27 protein-coding genes are annotated in these 26279 nt (G+C 66.7%); 15 read left to right on the top strand and 12 right to left on the bottom strand.

The annotated features are described in order from the left end of the window. Positions 1–80: 80 nt before the first annotated feature. Both ACZK2G_RS08310 and ACZK2G_RS08315 read right to left on the bottom strand, forming a co-directional pair. On the bottom strand, positions 81–650 hold the full coding sequence (locus ACZK2G_RS08310; RefSeq protein WP_046986022.1) for a response regulator transcription factor: 570 nt from the start codon (positions 648–650) through the stop codon (positions 81–83). Then, positions 647–1873 carry an ATP-binding protein gene (locus ACZK2G_RS08315; protein WP_295377985.1) on the bottom strand — a complete coding sequence of 409 codons (1227 nt, stop codon included), beginning with the start codon at positions 1871–1873 and terminating at the stop codon, positions 647–649. Before ACZK2G_RS08315 ends, ACZK2G_RS08310 begins: the two co-directional genes overlap by 4 nt. A 114-nt stretch (positions 1874–1987) precedes the next feature. On the opposite strand from ACZK2G_RS08315, the gene ispG reads away from it, so the two are divergent. From ispG to ACZK2G_RS08330, 3 genes are all read left to right on the top strand, one after another. Continuing rightward, the gene (gene ispG, locus ACZK2G_RS08320; protein ID WP_253078906.1) at positions 1988–3253 is read left to right on the top strand and encodes a flavodoxin-dependent (E)-4-hydroxy-3-methylbut-2-enyl-diphosphate synthase; all 1266 of its coding nucleotides are present in this window, start codon (positions 1988–1990) and stop codon (positions 3251–3253) included. Further along, entirely contained in the window at positions 3234–3983 is a 750-nt protein-coding gene (locus tag ACZK2G_RS08325) for a phosphatase PAP2 family protein (protein WP_004153111.1), read from the top strand. Before ispG ends, ACZK2G_RS08325 begins: the two co-directional genes overlap by 20 nt. A 200-nt stretch (positions 3984–4183) precedes the next feature. Continuing rightward, on the top strand, positions 4184–4831 hold the full coding sequence (locus ACZK2G_RS08330; protein ID WP_136638826.1) for a response regulator: 648 nt from the start codon (positions 4184–4186) through the stop codon (positions 4829–4831). Positions 4832–5161: 330 nt separating this feature from the next. On the opposite strand, the gene eda is transcribed toward ACZK2G_RS08330, so the two are convergent. The 5 genes from eda to zwf form a co-directional block, all read right to left on the bottom strand. Continuing rightward, positions 5162–5821, bottom strand: a complete 660-nt coding sequence (gene eda / locus ACZK2G_RS08335; RefSeq protein ID WP_049434194.1) for a bifunctional 4-hydroxy-2-oxoglutarate aldolase/2-dehydro-3-deoxy-phosphogluconate aldolase — start codon at positions 5819–5821, stop codon at positions 5162–5164. 205 nt (positions 5822–6026) lie between these two features. Continuing rightward, on the bottom strand, positions 6027–7943 hold the full coding sequence (gene edd / locus ACZK2G_RS08340) for a phosphogluconate dehydratase (protein WP_253078905.1): 1917 nt from the start codon (positions 7941–7943) through the stop codon (positions 6027–6029). A gap of 58 nt (positions 7944–8001) precedes the next feature. Beyond that, a complete protein-coding gene (gene pgl, locus ACZK2G_RS08345; RefSeq protein ID WP_478475187.1) occupies positions 8002–8724 on the bottom strand; it encodes a 6-phosphogluconolactonase in 723 nt (240 codons plus the stop codon). Beyond that, a complete protein-coding gene (gene glk, locus ACZK2G_RS08350) occupies positions 8721–9728 on the bottom strand; it encodes a glucokinase (protein ID WP_049447609.1) in 1008 nt (335 codons plus the stop codon). Before glk ends, pgl begins: the two co-directional genes overlap by 4 nt. Continuing rightward, positions 9725–11161, bottom strand: a complete 1437-nt coding sequence (gene zwf / locus ACZK2G_RS08355; protein ID WP_136638822.1) for a glucose-6-phosphate dehydrogenase — start codon at positions 11159–11161, stop codon at positions 9725–9727. The genes glk and zwf overlap by 4 nt, the downstream gene beginning before the upstream one ends. A gap of 352 nt (positions 11162–11513) precedes the next feature. Here zwf and ACZK2G_RS08360 point away from each other — a divergent pair, with 352 nt between their 5' ends. Beyond that, on the top strand, positions 11514–12596 hold the full coding sequence (locus tag ACZK2G_RS08360) for an ABC transporter ATP-binding protein (RefSeq protein WP_478475190.1): 1083 nt from the start codon (positions 11514–11516) through the stop codon (positions 12594–12596). An 86-nt stretch (positions 12597–12682) separates the two neighbouring features. On the opposite strand, the gene ygfZ is transcribed toward ACZK2G_RS08360, so the two are convergent. After that, the gene (gene ygfZ, locus ACZK2G_RS08365) at positions 12683–13558 is read right to left on the bottom strand and encodes a CAF17-like 4Fe-4S cluster assembly/insertion protein YgfZ (protein WP_136638820.1); all 876 of its coding nucleotides are present in this window, start codon (positions 13556–13558) and stop codon (positions 12683–12685) included. 39 nt (positions 13559–13597) lie between these two features. Here ygfZ and ACZK2G_RS08370 point away from each other — a divergent pair, with 39 nt between their 5' ends. The 10 genes from ACZK2G_RS08370 to ACZK2G_RS08415 all read left to right on the top strand — a co-directional run bounded on the left by ACZK2G_RS08370 (position 13598) and on the right by ACZK2G_RS08415 (position 20646). Continuing rightward, complete coding sequence (locus tag ACZK2G_RS08370) at positions 13598–13768, top strand: DUF1674 domain-containing protein (protein WP_005409075.1); 171 nt, start codon at positions 13598–13600, stop codon at positions 13766–13768. 56 nt (positions 13769–13824) lie between these two features. Continuing rightward, positions 13825–14217, top strand: coding sequence for a succinate dehydrogenase, cytochrome b556 subunit (gene sdhC / locus ACZK2G_RS08375; protein WP_136638819.1), 393 nt, complete (start codon positions 13825–13827; stop codon positions 14215–14217). Further along, positions 14214–14600, top strand: coding sequence for a succinate dehydrogenase, hydrophobic membrane anchor protein (gene sdhD, locus ACZK2G_RS08380; protein ID WP_004153152.1), 387 nt, complete (start codon positions 14214–14216; stop codon positions 14598–14600). The genes sdhC and sdhD overlap by 4 nt, the downstream gene beginning before the upstream one ends. A 31-nt stretch (positions 14601–14631) precedes the next feature. Continuing rightward, the gene (sdhA, locus tag ACZK2G_RS08385; protein ID WP_004153153.1) at positions 14632–16422 is read left to right on the top strand and encodes a succinate dehydrogenase flavoprotein subunit; all 1791 of its coding nucleotides are present in this window, start codon (positions 14632–14634) and stop codon (positions 16420–16422) included. Positions 16423–16488: 66 nt separating this feature from the next. After that, positions 16489–17274 carry a succinate dehydrogenase iron-sulfur subunit gene (locus ACZK2G_RS08390; RefSeq protein ID WP_005409079.1) on the top strand — a complete coding sequence of 262 codons (786 nt, stop codon included), beginning with the start codon at positions 16489–16491 and terminating at the stop codon, positions 17272–17274. Between the two features lie 98 nt (positions 17275–17372). After that, the gene (locus tag ACZK2G_RS08395) at positions 17373–17621 is read left to right on the top strand and encodes an FAD assembly factor SdhE (protein WP_005409080.1); all 249 of its coding nucleotides are present in this window, start codon (positions 17373–17375) and stop codon (positions 17619–17621) included. Continuing rightward, positions 17572–18021, top strand: a complete 450-nt coding sequence (locus ACZK2G_RS08400) for a hypothetical protein (RefSeq protein WP_337301907.1) — start codon at positions 17572–17574, stop codon at positions 18019–18021. Before ACZK2G_RS08395 ends, ACZK2G_RS08400 begins: the two co-directional genes overlap by 50 nt. 23 nt (positions 18022–18044) lie before the next feature. Then, positions 18045–19286, top strand: coding sequence for a lipoprotein-releasing ABC transporter permease subunit (locus ACZK2G_RS08405; protein WP_046987012.1), 1242 nt, complete (start codon positions 18045–18047; stop codon positions 19284–19286). Further along, the gene (lolD, locus tag ACZK2G_RS08410) at positions 19279–19992 is read left to right on the top strand and encodes a lipoprotein-releasing ABC transporter ATP-binding protein LolD (protein WP_004153158.1); all 714 of its coding nucleotides are present in this window, start codon (positions 19279–19281) and stop codon (positions 19990–19992) included. The genes ACZK2G_RS08405 and lolD overlap by 8 nt, the downstream gene beginning before the upstream one ends. Positions 19993–20196: 204 nt before the next feature. Next, positions 20197–20646 (top strand): DUF6491 family protein, encoded by a 450-nt coding sequence (locus tag ACZK2G_RS08415; RefSeq protein WP_478475195.1) that lies wholly within the window; start codon positions 20197–20199, stop codon positions 20644–20646. A gap of 74 nt (positions 20647–20720) precedes the next feature. On the opposite strand, the gene ACZK2G_RS08420 is transcribed toward ACZK2G_RS08415, so the two are convergent. The 3 genes from ACZK2G_RS08420 to ftsY all read right to left on the bottom strand — a co-directional run bounded on the left by ACZK2G_RS08420 (position 20721) and on the right by ftsY (position 23541). Beyond that, positions 20721–20990 (bottom strand): oxidative damage protection protein, encoded by a 270-nt coding sequence (locus ACZK2G_RS08420; protein ID WP_014036808.1) that lies wholly within the window; start codon positions 20988–20990, stop codon positions 20721–20723. 5 nt (positions 20991–20995) lie between these two features. Further along, complete coding sequence (gene mutY, locus ACZK2G_RS08425; protein ID WP_478475197.1) at positions 20996–22120, bottom strand: A/G-specific adenine glycosylase; 1125 nt, start codon at positions 22118–22120, stop codon at positions 20996–20998. A gap of 83 nt (positions 22121–22203) precedes the next feature. Beyond that, entirely contained in the window at positions 22204–23541 is a 1338-nt protein-coding gene (ftsY, locus tag ACZK2G_RS08430; protein WP_478475199.1) for a signal recognition particle-docking protein FtsY, read from the bottom strand. Positions 23542–23670: 129 nt separating this feature from the next. Between ftsY and ACZK2G_RS08435 the strand changes: the two genes are divergently transcribed. Beyond that, positions 23671–23970, top strand: a complete 300-nt coding sequence (locus tag ACZK2G_RS08435; RefSeq protein WP_136638815.1) for a hypothetical protein — start codon at positions 23671–23673, stop codon at positions 23968–23970. Between the two features lie 241 nt (positions 23971–24211). Here ACZK2G_RS08435 and htpG read toward each other — a convergent pair whose 3' ends face one another. Then, positions 24212–26104 carry a molecular chaperone HtpG gene (gene htpG / locus ACZK2G_RS08440; protein ID WP_136638814.1) on the bottom strand — a complete coding sequence of 631 codons (1893 nt, stop codon included), beginning with the start codon at positions 26102–26104 and terminating at the stop codon, positions 24212–24214. Between the last annotated feature and the right edge of the window lie 175 nt (positions 26105–26279).

Raw genomic sequence — 26279 nt, forward strand, 5'->3', positions numbered from 1 at the left:
GAATGCCGCCGGGCATGGCCCGGCGCTACCCTTCGTTATGCCGGTAGCGCCGGGCCATGCCCGGCGAATACGACGACGCATCACCGGCTCGGGTCGCGTTCCGGGCTCGGCCGCTTGGCCAGCTTGCGCTGCAACGAACGCCGGTGCATGCCCAGCAGGCGCGCGGCCGCCGACACATTGCCGCCGGTCTCGTGCATCGCCTGCTGGATGTGTTCCCACTGCAGGCGGCTGATCGGCGTCATCGCATCGGGCACTTCCATTTCGCCATCGTCGGCCGGACCATCGTCTTCCTCGCCGAGTGCGCGCAGGATCATTGGCACCGTGGCCGGCTTCGGCAGGTAGTCGTCGGCACCGAGCTTGATCGCCTCCACCGCGGTGGCGATGCTGGCGTAGCCGGTCACCAGCAGGATCCGCATGTCCGCGCGCAGGGCGCGCAATGGCTGGATCAGGGCCAGGCCGGAATCGCTGCCCAGTTTCAGGTCGATCAGCGCGAACGCCGGCGGATGCTGGCGGGCCAGCGCCAGTGCACTGGCGGCGTCCTGCGCGGTCTGCGTTTCCAGCCCCTTGCGGGCCAGGCTGCGCTGCAGCGTACGAAGGTACAGCTCGTCGTCGTCGACCAGCAGGCCCAGGGTGGAATGGTGAATGCTCATGGGGTGTCCTCACGTGGGGCCAGCGGCAGGCGGAAGCCGACGCGGCTGCCGGCCCCCTGGGCCGGGCGCATCCACATCTCGCCGTCGAGGCGTTCGATGGTGGCATGGGACAGGGCCAGGCCGACGCCCATGCCCTCGCTCTTGCTGCTGCCGAACAGCTTGCCCGGCAGGACGGCGGCACGGGCGTCGAAGCCATGGCCGTAGTCGCGGACTTCGCCGATCAGGTCGTCGCCTTCGATGCGCAGGTCCAGGTCCACGCGCGGCCGGCCGGCCTGTTCGCCGGCATCGGCGGCATTGTTGAGCAGGACCATCAGCAGATGGCCCACGCCCGGATCCAGCGGCAGCCGCAACGGCGCATCGTCGTTGCGATGCAGGTCGATGGTCGGGCGCACCAAACGCCACTGCTCCAGCACCTGCTGGGCGCTGGAATGGCTGCGTCCCGGTGCATCGGCCGAGGCCGGCGCGGCCAGCGCCAGCACCCGTTCACGGCACTGCACCAGCAGCTCGCGCAGGGTTTCCATGTCTTCGCGTACTTCCGGCTCTTCGCTGCGCTCGGCGACGTCATCGGCGAGCAGGGTCATGGTCGCCAGCGGCGTGTTCAGTTCATGCGCCACCGAGGCTGCATGGGTGGCCAGAGCGACGATGCCCTCGTTGCGGGCGAAGCGCTCGCGCAGTGCCGACAGTTCAAGCTCACGCTGGCGCAGCGCCAACGCCAGGCGGGTGGAGAAGGTCAGCACGACCGCAGCGGAAATCAGGAAATTGGCGACCACGCCCCAGCGGTTGAGGTCCTGCCCGCGGAAATAACCGTCCGGCAACGGCTGCCCGAAAATGCCGCTGGCGGCATAGCCGAGCAGGCAGGCCAGTGCCACCGCCAGCGCCCAGCGCAGGGGCAGGGCGAACGCGGCCAGCGCGATCAGGATCAGGAACAGCGAGCTGAACGGGTTGGCCATGCCGCCGCTCCAGCCCACCATCCAGGTCAGGATGATCACGTCCACCAGGATGTGACCGAATGCGGTCAGCGGCGCTGTGTCGGCCGCTTCCGGGCGCAGCTGGGTATAGATATTGAACAGGGTCAGTACGGCCACGCCGGCCCACAGCGGCAGCTGCGGCAACGGCAGGCCCAGCACCCAGGTGGCGACCAGGATCGTGGCGGCCTGGCCACCTACGGCAAGCCAGCGCAGGCTGCACAGGGTTCGGAGAAACGGGGCGTCGGGACCGGTCATTCACGCTCATCGTATGCGTTCACGCGTGGACGTGCCTGCGACAATCGGCCGCAGCCGTGCCGGCGGCTGAATGCGAGTCACCCCGAATGCGGGGGCGGGCGGTAGAATGCGCCCATGCACGACGCCGTCACCCGCCCGACTCCGCCCTCCGATGCCACCTCCTGGCCGCGCCGCCAGACCCATGCCGTCCAGATCGGCGGGGTTACCGTAGGCGGTGGCAAGCCGGTGGTGGTGCAGTCGATGACCAATACCGACACCAGCGATGTGGCCTCCAGCGTGAAGCAGGTGGCCGAGCTGTGGCGGGCTGGCTCGGAGATGGTGCGGTTGACCGTCAACACCGTTGAAGCGGCCGCCGCGATCCCGCGCATCGTCGACAAGCTGGCGATGATGGGCATCGATGTGCCGCTGATCGGTGACTTCCATTACAACGGCCACCAGCTGCTGACGGCCGAACCGGCCTGTGCCGAAGCGCTGGCCAAGTACCGCATCAACCCGGGCAACGTCGGCTTCGGCAAGAAGAAGGACCTGCAGTTCGCGCAGCTGATCGAGTTCGCGATCCGCTACAACAAGCCGGTGCGCATCGGTGCCAACTGGGGCTCGCTGGACCAGGCCCTGGCGGCGAAGCTGATGGACGAGAACAACCACCGTGAACAGCCCTGGGACGCCGGCCGCGTGCTGCGCGAGGCGCTGATCCGTTCGGCGCTGGATTCGGCAGAGCAGGCCGTGGAGATCGGCCTGCCGCGCGATCGCATCATCCTGTCGGCCAAGGTCAGCGGCGTGCAGGAACTGATCGCGGTGTACCGCGACCTGGCCCAGCGTTCGGATTTCGCCCTGCATCTGGGCCTGACCGAGGCCGGCATCGGCAGCAAGGGCATCGTCGCCTCGTCGGCCGCGCTGAGCGTGCTGCTGCAGGAAGGCATCGGCGACACCATCCGCATTTCGCTGACCCCGGAGCCGGGCCAGTCGCGTACGCAGGAAGTGATCGTCGCCCAGGAACTGCTGCAGACCACCGGCCAGCGCGCCTTCACGCCATTGGTCACGGCCTGCCCGGGCTGTGGCCGTACCACCTCCGAGTTCTTCCAGGAGCTGGCCAAGGTGGTGCAGAGCCATGTGCGCGAAAAGATGCCGATGTGGAAGATCCAGCACCCGGGTGCGGAGAACATGACCCTGGCGGTGATGGGGTGCATCGTCAACGGGCCGGGCGAGTCGCGGCACGCCAACATCGGTATTTCGTTGCCGGGCACCGGTGAAACCCCGGCTGCGCCCGTATTCGTCGATGGCGAAAAGAAGGTGACCCTGCGCGGCGAGAACATCGCCCAGGACTTCGTCGCCCTGATCGACGACTACGTCGAACGCACCTATGTCCGAAACGCCGGATAAGCCTGCGATCCTCGCTGCACCGGAGTCTGCCTCCGGTTTCCGCCACTGGATGGCGAGCAATGCCTGGCGCCTGCTCCTGCTGTTCGGTGGGGTGCTGCTGCCGTTGGCAGGCTTTGTCGCTCTGGCCGACGAGGTGCACGAGTTTGAATCGTTCCATTTCGACGCGCCCCTGCTGTGGCAGATGCATGGCCTGCATTCGCCGCTGCTGGACCGCTTCTTCGTGCTCATCTCCAAGCTGGGCTACGAGTGGTTCCTGATTCCGGCCGACGTGCTGATCATCGGCGTGCTGCTGGGTTACCGGCGCTGGCGCGAGGCCACCTTCGTGGCGGTCAGCTTCGTTGGCTCGGCACTGTTGAACATGGGCAGCAAGCACTTCTTCCAGCGCCAGCGGCCCAGCCTGTGGGAATCGATCGCGCCGGAATCGACGTTCAGCTTCCCCAGCGGCCATGCGATGGGCTCGATGACCCTCGCGGTAACCCTGGTGCTGCTGGCCTGGAACACCCGCTGGCGCTGGCCGGTGCTGCTGCTGGCACCGGCGTTCAGCCTGCTGGTCAGCGTGTCGCGGGTCTACCTGGGGGTGCATTACCCCTCCGACATCCTGGCCGGATGGTGTGCCGCGCTGGTTTGGGTGGTAGGGTGCTATCTGGTCATGTTCAGTCGCCGGCACCCATGGCGACGTCACGGCTCGCCGCCAGCGAAGGCCAGCGAAGCATCATCACAGGGGGATTGACGTGGATGGCTCCTCCGGGGCGTCTACGTAATAGATTAGTTGTTTCGTTGCAGCAGGTTCTGCAAGACAGGGGGCAAGCACAACGCGCGGTAATGTGATGCGCAAGGCAGATCGCCGGCGCCGCATTCCGGACGCGCTTGCAGGGTATCGGCACCCTGCCTAGCTTGACCTGCAATGGCCGCATTCGAAGAGGTACGTGAATGACGATTCGAGTCTACCTGGTGGATGACCACGCGCTGGTCCGCACCGGGATGAAGATGATTCTGTCGGGGGAAACCGACATCGAGGTGGTGGGCGAAGCCGAGACCGGTGAAGACGCGCTGCGTGAAGTCCGCCAGCTGCTGCCGGACGTGGTGTTGTGCGATCTGCACCTGCCGGGCGTAAGCGGCATGGAAGTGACCGAGCGCATCGTCCGCAGCCACCGCAACACCCGCGTGGTGATCGTATCGGTGCTGGAGGACGGCCCGCTGCCGAAGCGCCTGCTGGAAGCCGGCGCTGCCGGGTACATCGGCAAGGGCTGCGATGCGCAGGAGCTGCTGCGTGCGGTGCGCGACGTGGCCGGTGGCCGCCGCTACCTGGGCACCAGCATCGCGCAGAACCTGGCGTTGTCGACGGTGGAGGGCAACGGTTCGCCGTTCGACAGCCTGTCACCGCGCGAGCTGGAAGTGGCGCTGCTGCTGACCCAGGGCCTGCGCCAGGAAGACATCGCGCGGCGCTTGAGCCTGAGTGCGAAGACGGTGAACACGCATAAGGCGCGGTTGTTCGAGAAGATGGGGATCAGCGACAACATCGCGTTGGCGCGGATGGCCAGCCAGTATGGGCTGGTGGATCCGGCGCGGCCGCTGTAAGGGTTTTCGGCCAACGGCTGAGCCCCTCGCGGTGTGCGGCAGGATTCGTGGGGTTGGCCCTGCGGAGGGATTGCGCAGGGGACGCCGTGAATCCATCCCTGGAGGCTCGGGCGCGCCATCCATGGCGCTTACGCCCCTGCGCAATCCCTCCGCAGGGCCACGGACAGTTTCCGTGCGCCGCCACCGCGGAATGAAGAAGGAAGAGCAGGAGCGGGTCGCGCGCTTTGCGCGCTCGTTGCCCGGGGTCGGATCCCTTTCCCGGTGGGAAAGGGCTCTGACCCCTGATGATGCCGGAGCCGAGCGCGGGCTCGGCTCTACATCTTGATGTGCTCAGTGACCGCGCACGCGCTGGATGATCTTCGCGGCGTCGGCGGCGCTGGCGCGCACCTTGTCCCATTCGCCGTCGGCGATCCAGTTGCCCGGCACCATCCACGAACCGCCGATGCAGACCACGTTCTTCTGCTCAAGGTATTCGGCGGCGGTGTTTTCGGTGATGCCACCGGTCGGGCACAGCTTGAGGTCGGCGACCGGGCCGGCCAGGCCCTTGATCATCGCCAGCCCACCCACGGCAGTGGCCGGGAACAGCTTGCACACGCGGAAGCCGCGCGCGTACAGGGACAGCAGCTCGGTGGGCGTCGCCGCACCCGGCACTACCGGCAGCGGTGCCGCCGCCAGTGCATCGGCCAGTGCCGGTGGCGTACCCGGCGTCACCAGGAAGTCCGCACCCGCATCGATCGACTGCTGCATCTGCTCCACGGTCAGCACCGTACCGGCACCCACCACCACGTCCGGCAGCTCACGCTTGAGCATCGCCAGCGCTTCCATCGCCACCGGCGTACGCAGCGTCAACTCGATCGCCGGCAGGCCACCTTCCAGCAACGCCGCACTGACCGCACGCGCCTGGTCCAGCGTATGAATCGTCACCACCGGCAGGATGCCCGCCGCATGCAGCAACTCCGCCGCCTTCACCTGATGTTGTTCGATACCCATGCTTTTGCCCTTGCCTTTGCTCTTCTTGATTCAGTGGCCGCAGCGCAAATGACGCGCCGGGAGTTGTCCAAGGGCAGTAGAGCGCCCTGGCCGGGACCGTGAGCGGCATGGATGCCGCGATCGAGCCCCCATGGATGGGTTTACGGCGTGTCCCGGCCAGGGCGCTCTACTGCCCAAGCCGGGAAGCCTGCCGCGGCTTTTCGCTTCAGGCGTCTTTCGCCTCATGCGGTGCCGCCGCCGCCGCCGCATCGTGCCCCAGCTCGTACTCCGCATCGTAGTCCCACGGCCCACCATCGGCCGCCGCCGGCCCGCACGAAATTGAAATCGCACCCTGGTCGGCCGGCCCCACCACGCGACGGTTGATCGCGAACAGGTTGCGACCCAGGTCGTGCGCTGCCGGTGCCGTGTTCGGCGCCAGCGGACGTGCGGCCCATTCGGCCGCATCCACCAGCACTTCCAGCGTGCCGGCCTCGCCATCAAGGCGGATCATGTCGCCTTCGCGTACCTTGCCCAGCGGACCACCACGTGCGGCTTCCGGCGTCACATGGATCGCCGCCGGAATCTTGCCCGAGGCACCGGACAGGCGGCCGTCGGTGACCAGCGCCACGCGCCGGCCCTGGTTCTGCAGCAGGCCCAGCAGCGGCGCCAGCGAATGCAGTTCCGGCATGCCGTTGGCGCGCGGGCCCTGGTAGCGCACCACCGCCACGAAATGCTCCGGCAGCATGCCCGCGGCGTGCAGCTTGTTCAGCACCTGCGGCGCATCGACCACTACCGCCGGTGCTTCAATCGTGCGGTACTGCGGCTTCACTGCCGACAGCTTGATCAGTGACTTGCCGAGGTTGCCGCGCAACAGGCGCAGGCCTCCCTGATGTTCGAACGGATTGTCGACACCACGCACCACCTCTTCGTCGGCGCTGCGTTCCAGCCCCGGCAGGTAGACCAGCTTGCCGTCGCGCAACTGCGGTTCGCGCGCATAGTCGGCCATGCCGCCGCGCGCCACGCTGACCAGGTCGCCGTGCATCAAGCCGGCCTTGATCAGTTCGCCGAACACGAAGGCCGGGCCGCCTGCTGCGGCGAAGCGGTTTACATCGGCTTCGCCGTTCGGGTAAACGCGGGCCAGAAGCGGAATCAGCTGCGACAGCTCGTCGAAGTCGTCCCAGGTCAGCACGATGCCAGCTGCGCGTGCCACCGCGATCCAGTGGATGGTGTGGTTGGTCGAACCACCGGTTGCCATCAACGCAATGACCGCATTGATGATCGCGCGCTCATCGATGATCCGGCCGAGCGGACGGAAATCATCGCCCAGTGCGGTGATGTCCAGCGCACGTTCGGTGGCTTCGCGGGTCAAAGCATCGCGCAGCGCCGTGTCCGGATTGACGAACGATGCGCCCGGCAGCTGCACGCCCATCGCTTCCAGCAGCACCTGGTTGGAGTTGGCGGTGCCGTAGAAGGTGCAGGTGCCCGCACCGTGGTAGGACGCCGATTCGGCTTCCAGCAGTTCCTCGCGGGTGGCCTCGCCGGCGGCGTAGCGCTCGCGCACTTCGGCCTTCTGCTTGTTCGGAATGCCCGGCGTCATCGGGCCGGCCGGCACGAACACCGCCGGCAGGTGGCCGAAGGCCAGCGCACCGATCAGCAGGCCGGGCACGATCTTGTCGCACACGCCGAGATGGATGGTGGTGTCGAACATGTCGTGGCTGAGCCCGATCGCGGTCGCCTGGGCGATTACATCGCGCGAGAACAGCGACAGCTCCATGCCGCCGCGGCCCTGGGTGACGCCGTCACACATCGCCGGTACCGCGCCGGCCACCTGTGCCGTTGCGCCCAGCTCACGGGCCATGGCGCGGATCTGATCGGGATAGGTCTCGAATGGCTGGTGCGCCGACAGCATGTCGTTGTAGGCGGTGATGATGCCGAGGTTCGGCGTCACGCCACCGCGCAGGCGGCTCTTGTCAGTGCCGCCGCAGGCGGCGAAACCGTGGGCGAGGTTGCCGCAGCTCAGGCGGCTGCGGAACGGGCCATCGCGCAGTGCGGCGTCGATCGCGGCCAGATAGGCGGCGCGCGAGGCGGCGCTGCGGCGGATGACACGTTCGGTGATGGCTTGCAGTTGCGGATGGAGGCTCATTGGCTACCGGCGTTCGTGGTGGCGAGAGGCAAGCGGCGGCAGAGCGCCGCCGCCAACATCAATCAGCCCAGTGGACGCGCAGGCGCGCGCCTTCCAGGTTGATCGCATTGAGGATCGGGTACTGCTGGGCATCGTTGCTGTCCAGCGCCTGGCGCAGCACCTGCAGCTTCTGCTTGCCGCGCAGCAGCAAGAGGCGCTGGCGGCACTGGCGCAGGCCATGCGGGGTCAGGGTGATGCGCAGCGGCCACTGGTTGGCACCCGGACAGCCGGTGGCGTCCAGCGCGGCATAGGGCAGGGTGCTTTCCAGTGCACGGGCCAGGTCCTTCGAGCCGGGGAACAGTGAGGCGGTGTGGCCGTCGTTGCCCATGCCCAGCGCCACCAGGCTCGGCGGCTGGCTGTGCTGCGCCTGCAGGTTGGCGGTGTACACGCATTCCGGAAGCGGCTTGCCGATCCGCACCAGCGGATCGAAATGCGCACCCTCGGCGCGCTTGAGCAGATTCTCGCGCACCAGCCAGGCATTGCTGTCGCGATCCTGCGGCGACAACCAGCGCTCATCGGCCAGGCTCACTTCCACCCGGTCCCAGAGCACGTCCAGCTCGGCCAGTGCCTGGTACACCGGGGCCGGTGTGGTGCCGCCAGACAACAGGATGCGCGCGCGGCCCACTTCGTTGATGTCACGGTTGAGGGTCTGCGCCATCTCGGCGGCTACCGCCTCGATCCAGCCATCGGCATCGCCGTGGTTGATGAACTCGATGCGGTCGTCGTGGAAAGTGGGGCTCATGCGGCAACTCCAGGTGCGTCACGTTCGGCGTCGGCGGCATAGGCGGCGGCGCCCAGCAATCCGGCGTGGGGGTGCATCACGGCCAACGAGGGAACCCGCGCCATGATCGAGGAGAAGCGGCCCTTGTGCTCGAAGCGCTGGCGGAAGCCGGAGTGCTGCAGCGAATCGAGCATCTTCGGGGTCAGGCCGCCGGTCAGGAACACGCCGTCCCAGGCGCCCTGGGTCAGCACCAGGTCACCGGCGATGGCGCCGAACACGGCGCAGAACACGTCCACGGTGCGCATCGCCTGCGGATCACCATGCAGGGCACGGGCGGTCACGTCCACCGGCTGCAGCTGGCCCGGGTCGATGCCGGCCATCTCGCACACGGCGCGGTGGATGTTGACCAGCCCGGGGCCACAGATCAGGCGCTCGTTGGAGACGCGGCCGAACTGTTCGGACAGGATCTCCAGGATGCGGATCTCCTCCGGAGTTCCCGGCGGGAAGCTGACATGGCCGCCTTCGGTTTCCAGCGGGTAGCAGCGGCCGTGGCGCAGGATCAGGCCACCGACACCCAGGCCCGTACCCGGACCGATCACCGCGTAGTTGCGCGGCTGGCCGGGCTTGCCGGGGACCCAGGCGGCACCACCGACCTGGACCACGTCATCGGGCTGCAGCAGTGAAATCGCCATCGCCTGTGCGGCGAAGTCGTTGATCAGGTGCAGTTCGTCGAAACCGAGCATGGCCGCGGTACGGCTGCGCGAGATCACCCACGGATGGTTGGTGATCCGTGCTTCGTCACCATCAACACGACCGGCCACCGCGAACACGCCCCGGCTGGCGGTAGCGCCGATCTGTTCGAGATGGTGGCGGGCGGCATCACCCAGCGATGGGAATTCCGCCACTGCGTACTCACGGATGCTGTCTTTCTGCAGCGGCGCATCCAGCGAGGTGTCGGCCAGGGCGAAGCGGGCGTTGGTGCCACCGATGTCGGCGACCAGCACCGGCTGTGAGCTGGCGCTCATGCCGACGCCTCGCTGTCCGGCGCATCCACGCCCTGCGGCAGGAAGCCGGTCGCGTTGTCCGGGCCCCACTGGCCGGCGGGGTAGGGTTCCAGCGGCAGCTTCGCTTCCTTCCAGGCATCGGCCACGCTGTCGATCCAGGCCCAGGCCGCACGCACTTCGTCGTCGCGCACGAACAGCGTGTGGTTGCCGTTGAAGGCATCCAGGAACAGGCGCTCGTAGGCGATGCGGCGATGCAGGCCGGTCGGCACCGACAGTTCCAGTTCCAGCGGGTGCAGTTCCAGCGCACCCCATTCCGGGCCGGCCAGGCTGCTCATCAGGCCCAGCTCGATGTTCTCCTGCGGCTGCAGCTGGAACACCAGCCGGTTCGGTGCGGCCTGCGCGCGCTGCGGGCGCTCGAACAGCCAGTGGGTGACCGGCTTCAGCGTGACCACCACGCGGGTGGTGCGCTCGGGCAGGCGCTTGCCGGTGACCAGGTGGAACGGCACGCCGCTCCAGCGCCAGTTGTCGATATGTGCGGTGACACCGGCGAAGGTCTCCACGTCGCTGCCTTCCGGCGGCTGGTAGGCCTGTGCCGGCTGGCCGTTGATGGTGCCGGCGGTGTAGCGGCCGCGGATGCTGTCACGTGCGGCGTGCTTCGCGTCGAGCGGGCGCAGGGCGCGCAGCACCTTGACCTTCTCGTCGCGGATGCGGTCGGCTTCCAACGAGGCCGGCGGTTCCATCGCCACCATGCACAGCAGCTGCAGGATGTGGCTCTGCACCATGTCGCGCAGCGCGCCGGAGCGGGCGTAGTAGGCATCGCGGCCGTCCACGCCTTCACTCTCGGCCACCAGGATGTGCACCGACTCGATGTAGTTGCGGTTCCACACCGCTTCCAGCAGCGTGTTGCCGAAGCGCAGCGCGATCAGGTTCTGCACCGCCGCCTTGCCCAGGTAGTGGTCGAGGCGGAATACACGGTCCTCGTCGATCCACTGGCCGATGGTGCTGATGATTTCCTCGGCGCTTTCGCTGTCGCTGCCGATCGGCTTCTCCAGCATCAGGCGTGCCGGCGCGGCGAGGGCGCCGCCCTTGGCCAGGCCTTCGCAGGTGGAGATGTACAGGCCCGGCGGAATGGCCAGGTAGCTCACGCACTTGCGATGCACCAGATCGGAGACCGCAGCGGCGACCGAGTCGACGTCGCGCAGGTCGACCGAACGGTAGTCGATGCGGCGCAGCAGCGCGGCGATGTCGTCCTGGCTGGCCATCGGCATGGCCTGCTGCAGGCGTGGCCGCAGGATGTCATGGAAGGCTTCGGTGTCATGCCCGGACAACGCCAGTGCGCGGATGCGGAAGTCCTCCGGCAGCAGGCCGTCGCCAAGCAGGCGAAGCAGCGAAGGGAACAGATAGCGCTGGGCCAGATCACCTGTGGCACCGAACAGGAAGAGGGTGTCGTGCATCGCTCGAGTTTCAGATCCGGGTGACATCGTTGTCAATCGCTTCATGGCTGGGTTCGGGGGACATCCGCGCAACTGCCTGTCCGAGGTTCGTCCGGGGCGTTCTCCGGGGCTCCGGAAGACCGTTCCATTCGAAACCACTGCTTCGGCAGAACCTTCGTTCAACCGCCGACGCAGATCGGTGCGCACCGATCATCGGATAGTGCCACGTGAAAACGTTTACATGGCAGAATGGGCAACTGTATTCGATTGCAGTGCTCGCCGTCATGCGGCAGGCGCGCAATCATCACTGCCATCGGGAGGGCCGAGGCAGTCCCAAAAGACAGCCCGGCTTCGGGCGGACCGGATAGGTGATATGGCAAAAGTGCAGTTGCAGGGTGTGCGCAAGGTCTACGACAACGGCCAGGTCGCGGTGAAGGACGCCACCTTCGAGGTCGCCGATGGCGAGCTGATGGTGCTGGTCGGTCCGTCCGGCTGTGGCAAGTCGACCCTGCTGCGGATGGTGGCTGGCTTGGAGGAGATCAGCGGCGGCACGCTGACCATCGGCGATCGCGTGGTCAACGACGTGGCGCCGAAGGATCGCGACATCGCGATGGTGTTCCAGAGCTACGCGCTGTATCCGCACATGACCGTGGCCGAGAACCTGGCCTTCGGCCTGAAGCTGCGTGGCCATGACAAAGCCACGATCGACAAGCGCATCAGCGAGGCGGCGCAGACGCTGGGCCTGACCGAGATGATGGACAAGCTGCCCAAGGCGATGTCCGGTGGCCAGCGCCAGCGTGTCGCGCTGGGCCGTGCGCTGGTGCGCGAACCGGCGGTGTTCCTGCTCGACGAGCCGCTGTCCAACCTCGATGCCAAGCTGCGTCACAGCGTGCGCACCGAGATCGCCCAGCTGCACCGCAAGCTGGGCACCACCATGATCTACGTGACGCACGACCAGGTCGAAGCGATGACCCTGGGCCAGCGCATCGTGGTGCTGAAGGACGGCATCATCCAGCAGATCGATACACCGATGGCGCTGTATGACCGCCCGGCCAACCTGTTCGTGGCCGGTTTCCTCGGCAGCCCGGCGATGAACGTGCTGCGTGGCACCCTTGAGGGAGATGCTGGTGGCGTGACCGTGGTCGATGGTGAATGGCGTGCTCCGCTGGGCCAGGCCACGATTGATCCGGCCTGGCTGCAGAAGCCGATCGCAGTGGGTGTGCGTCCGGAGCACCTGCAGCCGGCCAGTGCTGATGATGCGCATGCATTCATCGCGCGTATCGAGGGCATCGAACCGGTCGGCAACGAGATCTTCGTCAACATGAGCAGCGGCCAGCATGCGCTGACCATGCGCGTGGCGCCGCAGTCGCTGCCGCGCGTGGGTGAGGACATCCGCGTGGCGATCCACCCGCAGGGCCTGCATTTCTTCAACCCGGAAAGCGGCGAACGCCTGTAAGGGGTAGTGCCGGCCGCTGGCCGGCAACCTCAACCATGCGTGGTTGCCGGCCAGCGGCCGGCACTACCTTCCTTCATCCACCGGGTTCAGCGCGCCAATCCGTCCAGCAAGGGCACGCGCTGCGCGATGGCATCCCCCGCCTGCAGCTCAGCGTCACTGGTTTCCAGCGGCAGTACCGCCAGCGCCAGTTCGCCGGCCACGCTGGCAATGGTGCCCAGCACCGCGCCGTCCTGCTGCACGCCATCACCGGCCTGGGCCGGTGCTGCGGTATGCAGCAGCTGCACCGCGCGCTTGGCCTTGCCGAGGAAGTGGGTGCGGGCAACGATCTCCTGGCCCGGATAGCAGCCTTTCTTCACGCTGTAACCATTCAGGCGGTCCAGCCCCAGCTGCTGCGGCGTCCACACCTCGCGCTGGCTTTCTTCCAGCCGCGGCAGGCCATAGCGCAGGTCGGCCTGGCGCCAGGCAAGAGCGAAAGCGGCCTCATCGGCCTCGCTGCCGGCGTCGAAGGCCTCGGTCGCGCCAATGCGCAGGGTGCGCGGCAGCGCGTCGCTGCCGAGGTCCAGCTCCCAGCCGTCACCTGTGATCTGCGCAATGGCGGCGCCGCTGGCGGCCTCGGGAGCAGTGAACGCACCGGCCACGGCCAGATCGCTGCGCACCAGCACCTTCACCTTGCGGCGGAACACGAAGCGCTGCAGTTGCGACGCAATCGCATCGGCGTCGCCGTCGGCCAACACCAGCAACACATGGTCTTCGGTCAGCCTAAGCAGCTGGAACACCGCCAGGGTGCGGCCCTTGGCGCTCAGCCAGGCGCTCCACTGCCAGTGCAGCAGGGGCAGGGCAGTGACATCACCACTGAACTGGGCATGGGCGAATACGGCCGCATCCGGGCCCTGCAGGCTCAGCAACTGGTGGCCGGGCAGGCGCGGATATCCGACGAAAGCAGGGGGCAGGTTGTCAGGCACGTGAACGAGGTCTAAAATTTGTGCGTTGCGAGACCAACAATGATAGGCCAAACAACCCCCACTCCCGACGACGAATCTGAAGCCCCGCTGGTCCCCGCGGCACCCGTGCCCGTGGAACAGGAAAAAGCAGAGGAATTCGGCGGCCGCGGCGGACTTGATCCGGTGCGGTATGGCGATTGGGAGAAAAACGGACGCTGCATCGATTTCTGATCAGCATTGAGCCAACGCGGCCGTGTGCCGCCCAGCCGAGACAACGAGCCCAGCGAATGGCGACCAGACAACGCCCACTTTCCCCGCACCTTCAGGTGTATCGCTGGCAGATTCAGATGGCCACCTCGATCCTGCATCGAGCCACTGGCGTCTTTCTGTCTGTTGGTGCCCTCATCATCGCCGCCGGCCTGCTGGCCCTGATGATGGGGCCCGATTCCTGGAACTGCTTCACCGGCCATGCCGGGGCCTGGTATGGCCGCGTGTTCCTGTTCGCGTGGACATGGTCGTTCGCCTATCACCTGTGCAATGGCATCCGCCATGTGGTGCAGGACTTCGCCATCGGCTTCAGCATCCCCGCCTTCATCCGCAGCAGCTGGCTGTCGGTCACCGGCAGCCTGGTGATCACCCTGCTGGTGTGGGCCTATGTGATGTTCGGAGGTGCCGCGTGAGCAAGTTCCGTACTCCGCTGAAGGGTGTGCGCGGCCTTGGTTCGGCCAAGACCGGCACCGAGCACTTCGTGCACCAGCGCCTGACCGCCGCCGCCCTGGTGGCGCTGGGCATCTGGTTCCTGGTCTTCGTGCTGGGCCTGCTTGGCTCGGACTACGCGACCGCCGCCGCCGCCGTGGCCAAGCCGTGGAACGCAGTGCCGCTGATCGGCCTGCTGATCGCCATGTTCTGGCACGCGCAGCTCGGCATGCAGGTCGTGCTGGAAGACTACATCCACGAATCGCTGCTGGCCCTGGTGCTGCAGACCGCGGTGAAGTTCGTCGCCGTGCTCGGCATGATCGTCAGTGTGTTTGCGGTGGGCCGCATCGCCCTCGGCGTTGCCTGAGCCCAGGCACCTACACAGGAATCCAGATTAGATGTCCGCTTACAAGATCACCGAACACAAGTACGACATGGTCGTGGTGGGCGCCGGCGGCGCCGGCCTGCGCGCCACGTTCGGCCTGGCCGCCAAGGGCCTGCAGACCGTGTGCCTGACCAAGGTCTTCCCGACCCGTTCGCATACCGTTGCCGCCCAGGGCGGTATCTCGGCCGCACTCGCCAACATGGGCGAGGACGACTGGCGTTACCACTTCTTCGACACCATCAAGGGCTCGGACTGGCTGGGCGACCAGGACGCCATCGAGTACATGTGCCGTGAGGCCATCCCGGCCATCATCGAGCTCGAACACTACGGCGTGCCGTTCTCGCGTACCGCCGAGGGCAAGATCTACCAGCGTCCGTTCGGTGGCATGACCACCAAGTACGGCGAAGGCCCGGCGGCGCAGCGTACCTGCGCGGCGGCCGACCGTACCGGCCACGCGATGCTGCACACCCTGTACCAGCAGTCGCTGAAGCACGACGCGCGCTTCATGATCGAGTACTTCGCGCTCGACCTGATCTTCGATGACGAAGGTGCCTGCCGCGGCGTGCTGGCCCTGGACATGTCCGACGGTACCCTGCACCTGTTCCGCGCCCAGGGCGTGGTGCTGGCCACCGGCGGCTACGGCCGTGCCTACTTCAGCGCCACCTCGGCGCACACCTGCACCGGCGACGGTGGCGGCCTGGCCATGCGTGCCGGCATCGCCATGCAGGACATGGAGTTCGTGCAGTTCCACCCGACCGGCATCTATGGCGCCGGCTGCCTGATCACCGAGGGTGTCCGCGGTGAAGGTGGCATCCTGCGCAACAGCAGTGGCGAGCGCTTCATGGAGCGTTACGCACCGCACTACAAGGATCTGGCCTCGCGCGACGTGGTCAGTCGTTCGATGACCATCGAGATCCGCGAAGGCCGCGGCGTTGGCGAGCACAAGGACCACATCCTGCTCGACCTGACCCACCTCGGCCCGGGCGTGATCGACGAGAAGCTGCCGGGCATCGCCGAGAGCGCCCGCATCTTCGCCGGCGTCGATGTGCACAAGCAGCCGATCCCGGTGATCCCGACCGTGCACTACAACATGGGCGGTATTCCGACCAATTACCACGGCGAAGTGGTGCGCAAGGATGGCGACAACCCCGATGCGGTGATCCCTGGCCTGTACGCGATCGGCGAAGCCGCCTGCGTGTCGGTGCATGGTGCCAACCGCCTGGGCTCGAACTCGCTGCTGGATCTGGTGGTGTTCGGTCGTGCGGTGGCCAACCGCTGCGCCGAGACCATCAAGCCGGGCGCGTCGCACAAGCCGCTGGCGTCTGATGCCTGCGACAAGGCACTGGGCCTGCTGGACAAGCTGCGCCACGCCAACGGCGATACCCCGACCTCGGTCATCCGCGATCGCATGCAGCGCACCATGCAGGCCGACGCGGCCGTCTTCCGCACCAGCCAGACGCTGAAGGAAGGCTGCGAGAAGATGGACAAGATCTTCGACTCGTTCCAGGACGTGAAGGTCTCCGACCGTTCGCTGGTCTGGAACTCGGACCTGATCGAGACCTACGAGCTGAACAACCTGCTGCTGAATGCGGTGGCGACGATCAACTCGGCCGAGCAGCGCAAGGAAAGCCGCGGCGCACACGCGCACGAGGACTTCCCGGACCGCGACGACGTCAATTGGCAGAAGCACACCCTGGTCAGCGTGGACGAGAAGGGCAAGTGCAGCTTCGACTACCGTCCGGTGCACATGTACACGTTGACTGATGACGTGTCCGTGGTGCCGCCGAAGCCGCGTGTGTACTGATCCGACCCCGCCTACCATGCAATCCGCGCCCTCGGGCGCGGGCCGCCTGAGCCAACGAGAGCAGCCATGGCCGAGTTTTCACTCCCCAAGAATTCCAAGATCACGAAGGGCAAGCACTTCCCCGTCAAGAACGGCGGCAAGAACGTGCGCACCTTCAAGATCTACCGCTGGAGTCCGGACGACGACAGCAACCCGCGCACCGATACCTATGAAGTCGATCTGGACGCCTGTGGCCCGATGGTCCTGGACGCCCTGATCAAGATCAAGAACGAGATCGACCCGACCCTGACCTTCCGCCGCTCCTGCCGCGAAGGTATCTGTGGTTCGTGCGCGATGAACATCGACGGCACCAACACCCTGGCCTGCACCCGAGCCATCTCGGACTGCGGCAAGAAGGAAGTGCCGATCTACCCGCTGCCGCACATGAACGTGGTCAAGGATCTGGTTCCGGACCTGACCCACTTCTACGCGCAGTACGCTTCGATCAAGCCGTGGATCCGCACCCAGACCCCGGCACCGCCGGACCGTGAGCGCCTGCAGTCGCCGGAAGACCGCAAGAAGCTCGATGGTCTGTACGAATGCATCCTGTGCGCCTGCTGCTCGACCAGCTGCCCGAGTTACTGGTGGAACGGCGAGCGTTACCTGGGCCCGGCGATCCTGCTGCAGGCCTACCGCTGGATCATCGACTCGCGCGATGAGGACACCGGTGCCCGCCTGGACGATCTGGAAGATCCGTTCAAGCTGTACCGCTGCCACACCATCATGAACTGCGCCCGCACCTGTCCGAAGGGCCTGAACCCGGCGCTGGCGATCGCCGAGATCAAGAAGCTGATGATGGAACGCCGCGCCTGATCGGGCCTGGCCGTACCCGGTAGAGCCACGCCACGCGTGGCTGTGCCACCCCAGTAGAGCCACGCCATGCGTGGCTTTGCTGTATCTGGAGAAACACGATGGAAGAAGATGTTCTGCTGAAGAAGCTGCGCTGGCGCTGCCGCCGCGGCATGCGTGAGCTGGACCAGCTGTTCGGCCGTTACCTGGACCACGAGTGGAGCACTGCGCCGACCGAAGAGCGCGAGGTTTTCCTGTTCCTGCTCGACTGCGAGGACGATAAGTTGTGGCGCTGGTTCATGGGCTATGAGGCCTGCCCGCATGCGCACGCGATCCCCCTCATGCAGAAGATCCTCGCCCTCAAGCCTTGAGTGGCGGCCATCGCGGCTGCAGGCCGCTGTCCAGTTGGCGGTGCTGCTGGCCGCGCCCTGGCTCCTGCGCGCGACGGAGTTGCCGCCGCGCCTGCTGATGCCGGCCGTGCTGCTGGCTTGGCTGATGGGGCTGGCGGAGCTGGCCTGGCGCCAGCGCAGGCCACGCGTGCAGGTGCTTCTGCCAGTACCGCCCGACCCGCTGCAGGTGGCAGGGCAGGGCGTCGATGCACCACGGCTGGTCGTGCGTGGGCCTTGGCTGCTGTTGCTGTGGCGTGAGGATCGGCGCCGGCGGCGCCTGTTGTTCTGGCCCGATGTGCTCGATCCCGGGCAGCGACGTGAACTGCGACTGGCCGTGGCCGCACGTGCCGTTTCCCGTAGGCCCCGTACGATGGCACCATAAGCTGAATTGACTGGCGTGCCTGCATGTTCAAACCCATTCCCGTGGCGATCGGCCTGCGCTACCTGCGCGCCAAGCGCCGCAACGGCTTCATCTCCTTCATCTCGATGGCATCGATCCTGGGCATTGCGCTCGGCGTCACCGTGCTGATCACCACCCTGGCGGTGATGAGCGGTTTCCAGAAGGAAATCCGCAGCCGCCTGCTGCAGATGACCGCGCACACCACCATCAGCCGCGACGGCGAGCCGATGCCGGACTGGATGCGTGTGGTCGACGTGGCCCGCAAGGACCCGCGCGTGGCCGGTGCCGCGCCTTACATCGAGATCCAGTCGATGATCAGCGGCCCGCGCGTGCAGGGCGCGATCATCCAGGGCATCGACCCGGCGCTGGAGCCGAAGGTGTCGGTGATCGACAAGAAGGTCACCAAGGGCAGCTACGACAGCCTCAAGCCAGGTAGCTTCAACCTGCTGCTGGGCAAGGAACTGGCGATCTGGCTGGGCGTGGACGTCGGCGACCAGGTACTGGTGACCTTCGCCGAAGTGCAGGGCACGCCTGCCGGTGCTGTGCCACGGATGAAACGCTTTACCGTGAGCGGCATTTTCGAGGCCGGCTACAACGAGGTCGACCGCGGCGTCGGCTTCGCCAACATGAAGGACCTGGAGCGCGTGCTGCGTTCCGATGGTGCTACCGGCGTGCGGCTGAAACTGCACGACATGGACCGCTCGCTGGAAGTGGGCGTGGACCTGGCACAGAACCTTGGCGGCGCCTACCGCGTGAGCGACTGGACCCAGCAGAACGCCAACCTCTACCACTCGCTGCGCATGGAGAAGGTGGTGATGGGCATCCTGCTGTCGTTGATCATCGCCATGGGCGCGTTCAACCTGGTGTCCTCGCAGGTGATGCTGGTCACCGACAAGCAGGCCGACATCGCCATCCTGCGCACGCTCGGCCTGACCCCGGGCGGGGTGATGCAGGTGTTCATGGTGCAGGGTTCGCTGATCGGCATCTTCGGCACCCTGGCCGGCCTGATCGGCGGCATCACCCTGACCCTCAATCTGGAACGCATCCTCGGCGCCATCGAGAGCGTGTTCAACGTCAAGCTGATGCCGGAGGATGTCTACTACATCACCGGCCTGCCGACCGACATGCAGACCGGCGACGTGGTGGCGATCACCGTGGTCGCGCTGCTGATGAGCTTCCTGGCCACCCTGTATCCCGCCTGGCGGGCAGCACGCACCCAGCCGGCGGAGGCCCTGCGTTATGAATAAGGTCTTCAATCGCGGCGATGAAGTGATCCGCGCCGAGGCATTGGGCAAAACCTATGCCGAGGGACGCATGCAGACCCCGGTGTTCGATGGCCTGGGCCTGACCGTGACCGCAGGCGAGACGGTGGCGATCATCGGTGCCTCCGGCGCCGGCAAGAGCACGCTGCTGCACCTGCTTGGCGGGCTGGATACTCCGACCGCCGGTGAGGTGTACGTGACCGGCCAGCGCATGTCGGCGCTGTCTGATACCGCGCGTGGCCTGCTGCGCAACCAGGCACTGGGCTTCGTCTACCAGTTCCACCACCTGCTGCCGGAATTCACCGCGTTGGAAAACGTGATGATGCCGGTGCTGCTGGCCGGCACCGCGGTGGCCGAAGCGAGCAGTCGTGCAACGACCCTGCTGGAGGCGGTCGGCCTTGGCCATCGTCTGGACCACAAGCCGGGCGAACTGTCCGGCGGTGAGCGCCAGCGCGCGGCGGTGGCGCGAGCGCTGGTCAACCACCCGGCCTGCGTGCTCGGCGACGAGCCGACTGGCAACCTCGATGACCGTACCGCCGCCACCGTGTTCGAGCTGATGCTGGAGCTCAACCGGGCGCGGCATACCAGCCTGGTGCTGGTGACCCACGACCGCAGCCTGGCGCGCCGCCTGGACCGGGTGCTGGAGCTGCGCGAAGGGCGCCTGCACGCGCTGGCCCACGCCGACGTCTGAGGCGTTGGGCCCGCTTTGGTAGAAGCCGACCTTGGTCGGCTGCTCCTGCAGGGCAAGCGCCAACCAAGGTTGGCGACTACCGGAATCCGGAGCCTTGGGCCTGCTTTGGTCGACCGCCGACCGGCTGCTGAATGGGGTACTGGCTTTCGCGCCGGCGTTGTCTGCGCAGGCGCATGATGGCGACAGTTCCCCGAGGAGATCGCCATGAAGACCCCGCTTCTGATGGCCGGCCTCTGCCTGGCGCTGGCCGCCTGCGCGACCACCGGCCGGCTCAGCACTGCCGAAAAGCTTGACCTGTACCGTGCCCATGCCGGCGCGCCGCAGAACGACATGCAGTTCTTCGGCAGCCTCAATGGCTGGACCGAACTGGGTGACAGCGCGCTGGCGGTGTGGACGCGTCCCAGCGAAGCCTACCTGCTGGAACTGAGAGGTCCCTGCCAGGACCTGCCGTATGCCACCGCCATCGGCCTGACCAGCCAGATGAACCGTGTTTCGGCGCGTTTCGACAAAGTGCTGGTGCGCGACCCTGCCGGCGGCCCGCGCATGCCGTGCTTCATCGACAGCATCCGCAAGCTGGACGTAAAGGCGCTGCGTGCCTCCGAGCAGGAGCTGCGCCAGGCGCAGGTGCAGGAGCGCGAGGAAAGCACGAAATAGCGTGGTAGTGCCGGCCGCTGGCCGGCATCGCGAAGATGCCAGGTTGCCGGCCAGCGGCCGGCACTACCTGTGTGTCAGGCTTCCGGGGTGAAGCCTGCCGGCTTTTCCGCGTCTTTCTCGAACAGGAACTTGACCAGTTCGCCTTCGAGGAAAGCGCGATGCTCCGGCGTCCGCGGCGACAGGCGGTTTTCGTTGATCAGCATGGTCTGGTGCGCCAGCCATGCGGCCCAGGCCTGCTTGCCGATGTTGTTGAAGATGCGCTGGCCCAGCTCACCGGGGTAGGGCACGAAGTCCAGGCCCTCGGCATCGCGTTGTTCGTACTGGCAGAAGACGGTTCGGGGCATGGCACTCACTCGTGGTTGCGGGGTTTCGTGGATTTTCGTTTCGGTGCCTTGGTCGTGGCACCGTCGAGTAGTTTGCGGATCGGTGCCGGCAGGCCCAGCGCGGGCAGCTCGTCGGCGGCCACCCAGCGCAGCGTCGGTTCTTCCACGCGCAGGCCGTGCACCTGCCGCGACAGTACCTGCAGATGCAGCTTGTAGTGACTGAAGGTGTGCTGCAGCACTGGCAGCTCTTCGGCCTCTTCCAGCGAGCCGTCGACGTGCAGGTCGAACCAGTCCTGGAGCACGCTGCCGGCCTCGGCCTGTGGCAGCGTCCACAGCTGCGCCCAGATGCCGGTATCCGGCCGCTTCTGCAGCAGCACGCGCTGCTGGGCGTCGCGCAGCAGCAGCGCAACGGCCTCGCGCTCGGGCAGGGTCTTGCTGGGCTTGGGCGTGGGTAGTTCAGCGGTGCGGCCTTCGCGGCGTGCCACGCAGTCATCCTGCAGCGGGCAGATCACGCAGGCCGGCTTGGCGCGGCTGCAGACCGTTGCACCCAGGTCCATCTGCGCCTGTGTGTAGTCGGCCATGCGCCCATCCGGCACCTGTGCCACATGCGCCTCGGCAATGGCCCACAGCTGCTTCTCGATCGCAGGCAGGCCCGGGAAGCCGTCGATGCCGTGGTAGCGGCAGAGCACGCGCTTGACGTTGCCGTCGAGGATCGCGAACGGATCGTTCCAGGCCTGGCTGAGGATCGCGCCGGCGGTACTGCGGCCTATGCCGGGCAGCGCGTGCAGCGCGTCGAAATCACGCGGCAGATCACCGTCGTGCAGTTCCACGCAGCGCTTGGCCGCGGAATGCAGGTTGCGCGCGCGGGCGTAGTAACCCAGCCCAGCCCACTGCGCCATGACCGCATCGTTGCTGGCCGCGGCGAGGTCAGGCAGGGTCGGGAAGTGTTGCAGGAACCGGTGGAAGTACGGGATGACCGTGGTCACCTGGGTCTGCTGCAGCATGATTTCCGACAGCCAGACCCGATAGGGGCTGCGCGGGTGCTGCCAGGGAAGGTCGTGGCGGCCGTGGTCGTCGAACCAGTGCAGCAGGCGGGCAACGAAGCTGTCTCTTTTGACCATCTCGGCGCTGGCGTGCGGCTGGCGTGGCATCGGCGTTCCGGAGGTGGGCAGCCACGCATGGGGTGGCTCTACCGGTTTCAGTAGAGCCACGCGATGCGTGGCTGCACGGTGTATCAGGCGCCCAGCGCCTCAGGCAACAGGGCGTCGACGAAAGCTTCCGGATCGAACACGCGCAGGTCTTCCGGGCGCTCGCCGATGCCGGCGAAACGGATAGGAATGCCGAACTCACGGGCCAGCGCGAACACCACGCCGCCCTTGGCGGTACCGTCCAGCTTGGTCACCACCAGGCCGGTCACCTTGACCGCAGCATTGAACTGGCGCAGCTGCGAAAGCGCGTTCTGGCCGGTGGTGCCGTCGATCACCATCAGTACTTCGTGCGGCGCGTTCTCGTCGATCTTGCCGAGCACGCGGCGGATCTTGCCCAGCTCGTTCATCAGCCCGGACTGGGTGTGCAGGCGGCCTGCGGTATCGGCGATCAATACCGACGTGCCGCGGGCCTTGCCGGCCTGCAGTGCGTCGTAGGCCACCGAGGCGGCATCGGCATTCTGCCCCTGCGCGACCACGGCCACGCCGTTGCGCTCGCCCCAGATCTGCAGCTGGGCGACGGCGGCGGCGCGGAAAGTGTCGCCGGCGGCCAGCATCAGGCTGTGGCCCTCGTCCTTGAAACGCTTGGCCAGCTTGCCGATGGTGGTGGTCTTGCCGACGCCGTTGACGCCCACGGTCAGCACCACGAAGGGCTTGGCAGTGCGGTCGATCACCAGCGGCTTGGCCACCGGCTGCAGGATCGCGATCAGTTCGGCACGCAGCGCGGCCAGCAAAGCGTTGGCATCGACGAATTCACGCGCCTTCATGCGCTTGCGCAGGCCCTCCACCAGATCGGTGGTGGCGCCGACGCCGACGTCGGCAGTGATCAGTGCGGTTTCCAGCTCGTCCAGCAGGTCGTCGTCGAGCTTGGGATTGCGCGAGAACAGGCCGCCGAAGCTGCGCGCGATGACACTGTTGCGCAGGCGTTCGCGCCAGCCGGGCTTGCCGGCCGTGGCCGGCACGGCGTCGACAGAGGCTGCGGCAGGCAGATCGTCGGCGATCGGTGCCGGGGTCGGCGCAGGCGTGGGCTCCGGCAGCGGCGCAGGCACCGGCTCGATGGCCGGGGTCGCAACAGGGGCGACGTCGATCTGCGCGGTCGGGCTCGGAGCGGTGGGAGCCGGGACTGCCGGGACCACCGGCGCTGGAGCCACCGGGGAGGGCTCGACGGTTGCCGGTGCGACCGCTGCCGGGGGCGGCTCGACGGGGGCAGGTGCAGTTGGCGCAGCTGCCGGCGCCGGTTCCTTGTCCTCGACGGGCGCGGTCGACGGGAACGCCGCGGCCAGCTCTTCAGCCGAGTAGTGCTGGGTCTTGGGTGCCTCCGTTGCGGGGGCATCCTGGGGCTTCTTGCGGCGGAAAAAACTGAGCATTGGCAAAAGGCGCTGAAATCAGAGGGATATGCTACCACTCGGGCCTGTCGGGCCGATGTGGACTCAAGGTCGCGGCCCATCGGCCGTTAACCGGTCCGGAGGGCTGCGCAGGGCGGCCCGGAGGCCGCCATGAACAATGTGATGGGAATCGCCCTCAGCGGAATGCGCGTGGCCCAGCAGGGCGTGCAGGTGGCCGCGCACAACGTGGCCAACCTGGCGACTCCCGATGCCCAGCGCCTGCAGCTGAAGCGTAGTGCGGTGGAGCAGGGCGGGGTGCAGGCCTCGGTGACCCCTGCCGGCGTCGATGCCGCCGCACCGCTGGGAGATCTGCTGGCAGCGAAAGCCGAAGTGGTGGCCTTCGCCGCCAATGCCACGGTGATCCGCCGCCAGGACCAGATGCTGGGCTCGCTGCTGGATCGCGAAGCCTGAACCCCCTCGGTCGGCGCCAACCGCCGCCCCTGGTGGGTGCCAACCTTGGTTGGCACGCCCGACCCGCCCCGGTAGGTGCCAACCTTGGTTGGCACGCTCGACTCGCCCCGGTAGGTGCCAACCTTGGTTGGCACGCTTTTCGAGCGTCAACCAAGGTTGCCGCCTACCCGGGCAAAAGTGCCAACCAAGGTTGGCATCTACCAGAGCAGCGCCGGGCCATGCCCGGCGACCACCGCCTCGATCAGGCCGACAACTCCAGCAGCAGCTTGTTCAGGCGTGCCACGTAGGCGCCCGGGTCCTTCAGGCTGTCGCCGGCGGCCAGCGCAGCCTGGTCGAACAGCACCCGGCCCAGGTCGTCGAAGCGTGCGCCATCGGCTTCCGCATCCAGCTTGGCGATCAGCGGATGACCTGGATTGATCTCCAGTACCGGCTTGCTGTCCGGCACCTTCTGCCCGCTGGCTTCCAGGATCTGGCGCATCTGCAGGCCCAGGTCCTGTTCGCCGATGGCCAGCACCGCCGGCGAATCGGTCAGGCGGTGCGAGACGCGCACTTCGGCCACGTCATCGCCCAGCACCGTCTTCAGGCGCTCGACGAGGCCCTGCTTGTCCTTTGCTGCCGCTTCCTGCTCCTGCTTGTCGGCTTCGCTTTCCAGCGCACCCAGGTCGAGGTCACCACGCGCGATGTCGACGAAGCCCTTGCCGTCGAAATCGGTCAGGTAGCCCATCAGCCACTCGTCGATGCGGTCGGTCAGCAGCAGCACTTCCACGCCCTTCTTGCGGAACACTTCCAGGTGCGGGCTGTTGCGCACCTGGCTATAGCTCTCGCCGGTCAGGTAATAGATCTTGTCCTGGCCTTCGGCCATTCGGCCAATATAATCGGCCAGCGACACGCTCTGCGCATCGCCGTCGCCACGGGTGGAGGCGAAGCGCAGCAGGCCGGCCACCTTCTCGCGGTTGTTGTAGTCCTCGGCCGGGCCTTCCTTCAGCACCTGGCCGAATTCCTTCCAGAACGTGGCGTACTGCTCCGGCTTGTCGGCGGCCAGCTTGTCCAGCATGTCCAGCGAGCGCTTGGTCAGCGCGGCCTTCATCGAATCGATGACCGGGCCGGACTGCAGGATCTCGCGCGAAACGTTCAGCGACAGATCATTGGAATCAACCACGCCCTTGATGAAGCGCAGGTACAGCGGCAGGAACTGCTCGGCCTGGTCCATCACGAACACGCGCTGCACATACAGCTTCAGGCCCTTGGGTGCATCGCGGTGATACAGGTCGAACGGCGCGCGGCCCGGCACGTACAGCAGCGAGGTGTACTCGAGCTTGCCTTCGACCTTGTTGTGGCTCCACGCCAGCGGGTCGCTGTGGTCGTGCGCCACGTGCTTGTAGAACTCGGTGTACTCGGCGTCGCTGATTTCAGTACGCGGACGGGTCCACAGCGCGCTGGCGCGGTTGACGGTCTCCCACTCGACGGCCGCGCCTTCTTCGCTGTCTTCCTTCGGCATCTGGATTGGCAGGCCGATATGGTCCGAGTACTTCTTGAGGATGCTGCGCAGGCGCCAACCGTCTGCGAAATCGTGCTCGCCGTCCTTCAGGTGCAGCACGATGCGGGTGCCGCGCTCGGCCTTGTCGACGGTGGCAACGTCGAAATCGCCTTCACCGCGGGAGGTCCAGCGCACACCTTCGCCTGCAGCCAGGCCGGCGCGGCGCGAGGTCACTTCGACTTCGTCGGCGACAATGAAGGCGCTGTAGAAGCCGACGCCGAACTGGCCGATCAGCTGCGAATCCTTCTTCTGGTCGCCGGACAGCTGGCGCAGGAAATCGCCGGTGCCGGACTTGGCGATGGTGCCGAGGTGGGCAATGGCTTCGGCGCGGCTCATGCCGATGCCGTTGTCTTCGATGGTGATGGTGTGGGCGGCGGGGTCGAAGCTGACGCGCACGCGCAGTTCGCTGTCGCCTTCCAGCAGGGCGGGCTGGGTCAGGGCCTCGAAGCGCAGCTTGTCGGCGGCGTCGGCGGCGTTGGAGACCAGCTCTCGCAGGAAGATCTCCTTGTTGGAGTACAGCGAGTGGATCATCAGCTGCAGCAGCTGCTTGACTTCGGTCTGGAAGCCAAGGGTTTCGGTCTGGGTGGTCTCGGTCATCGATAAGGCTCCGTGTGCAATGCCGCGCCAGCGCGTGCGGCCTCGCCAAGGGGTATGGCTGATTGTCCCGAAATCAAGGGGTTGGTCGGCCGGGCTGCGCCCGGCACCCGCTCAGTGCAACTGCAACTGCAACTGCCAAAGCCAGAGCCAGAGCCAGAGCCAGAGCGGCATTCCG

The sequence above is a fragment of the Stenotrophomonas sp. 107298_Sma genome (assembly GCF_056480345.1).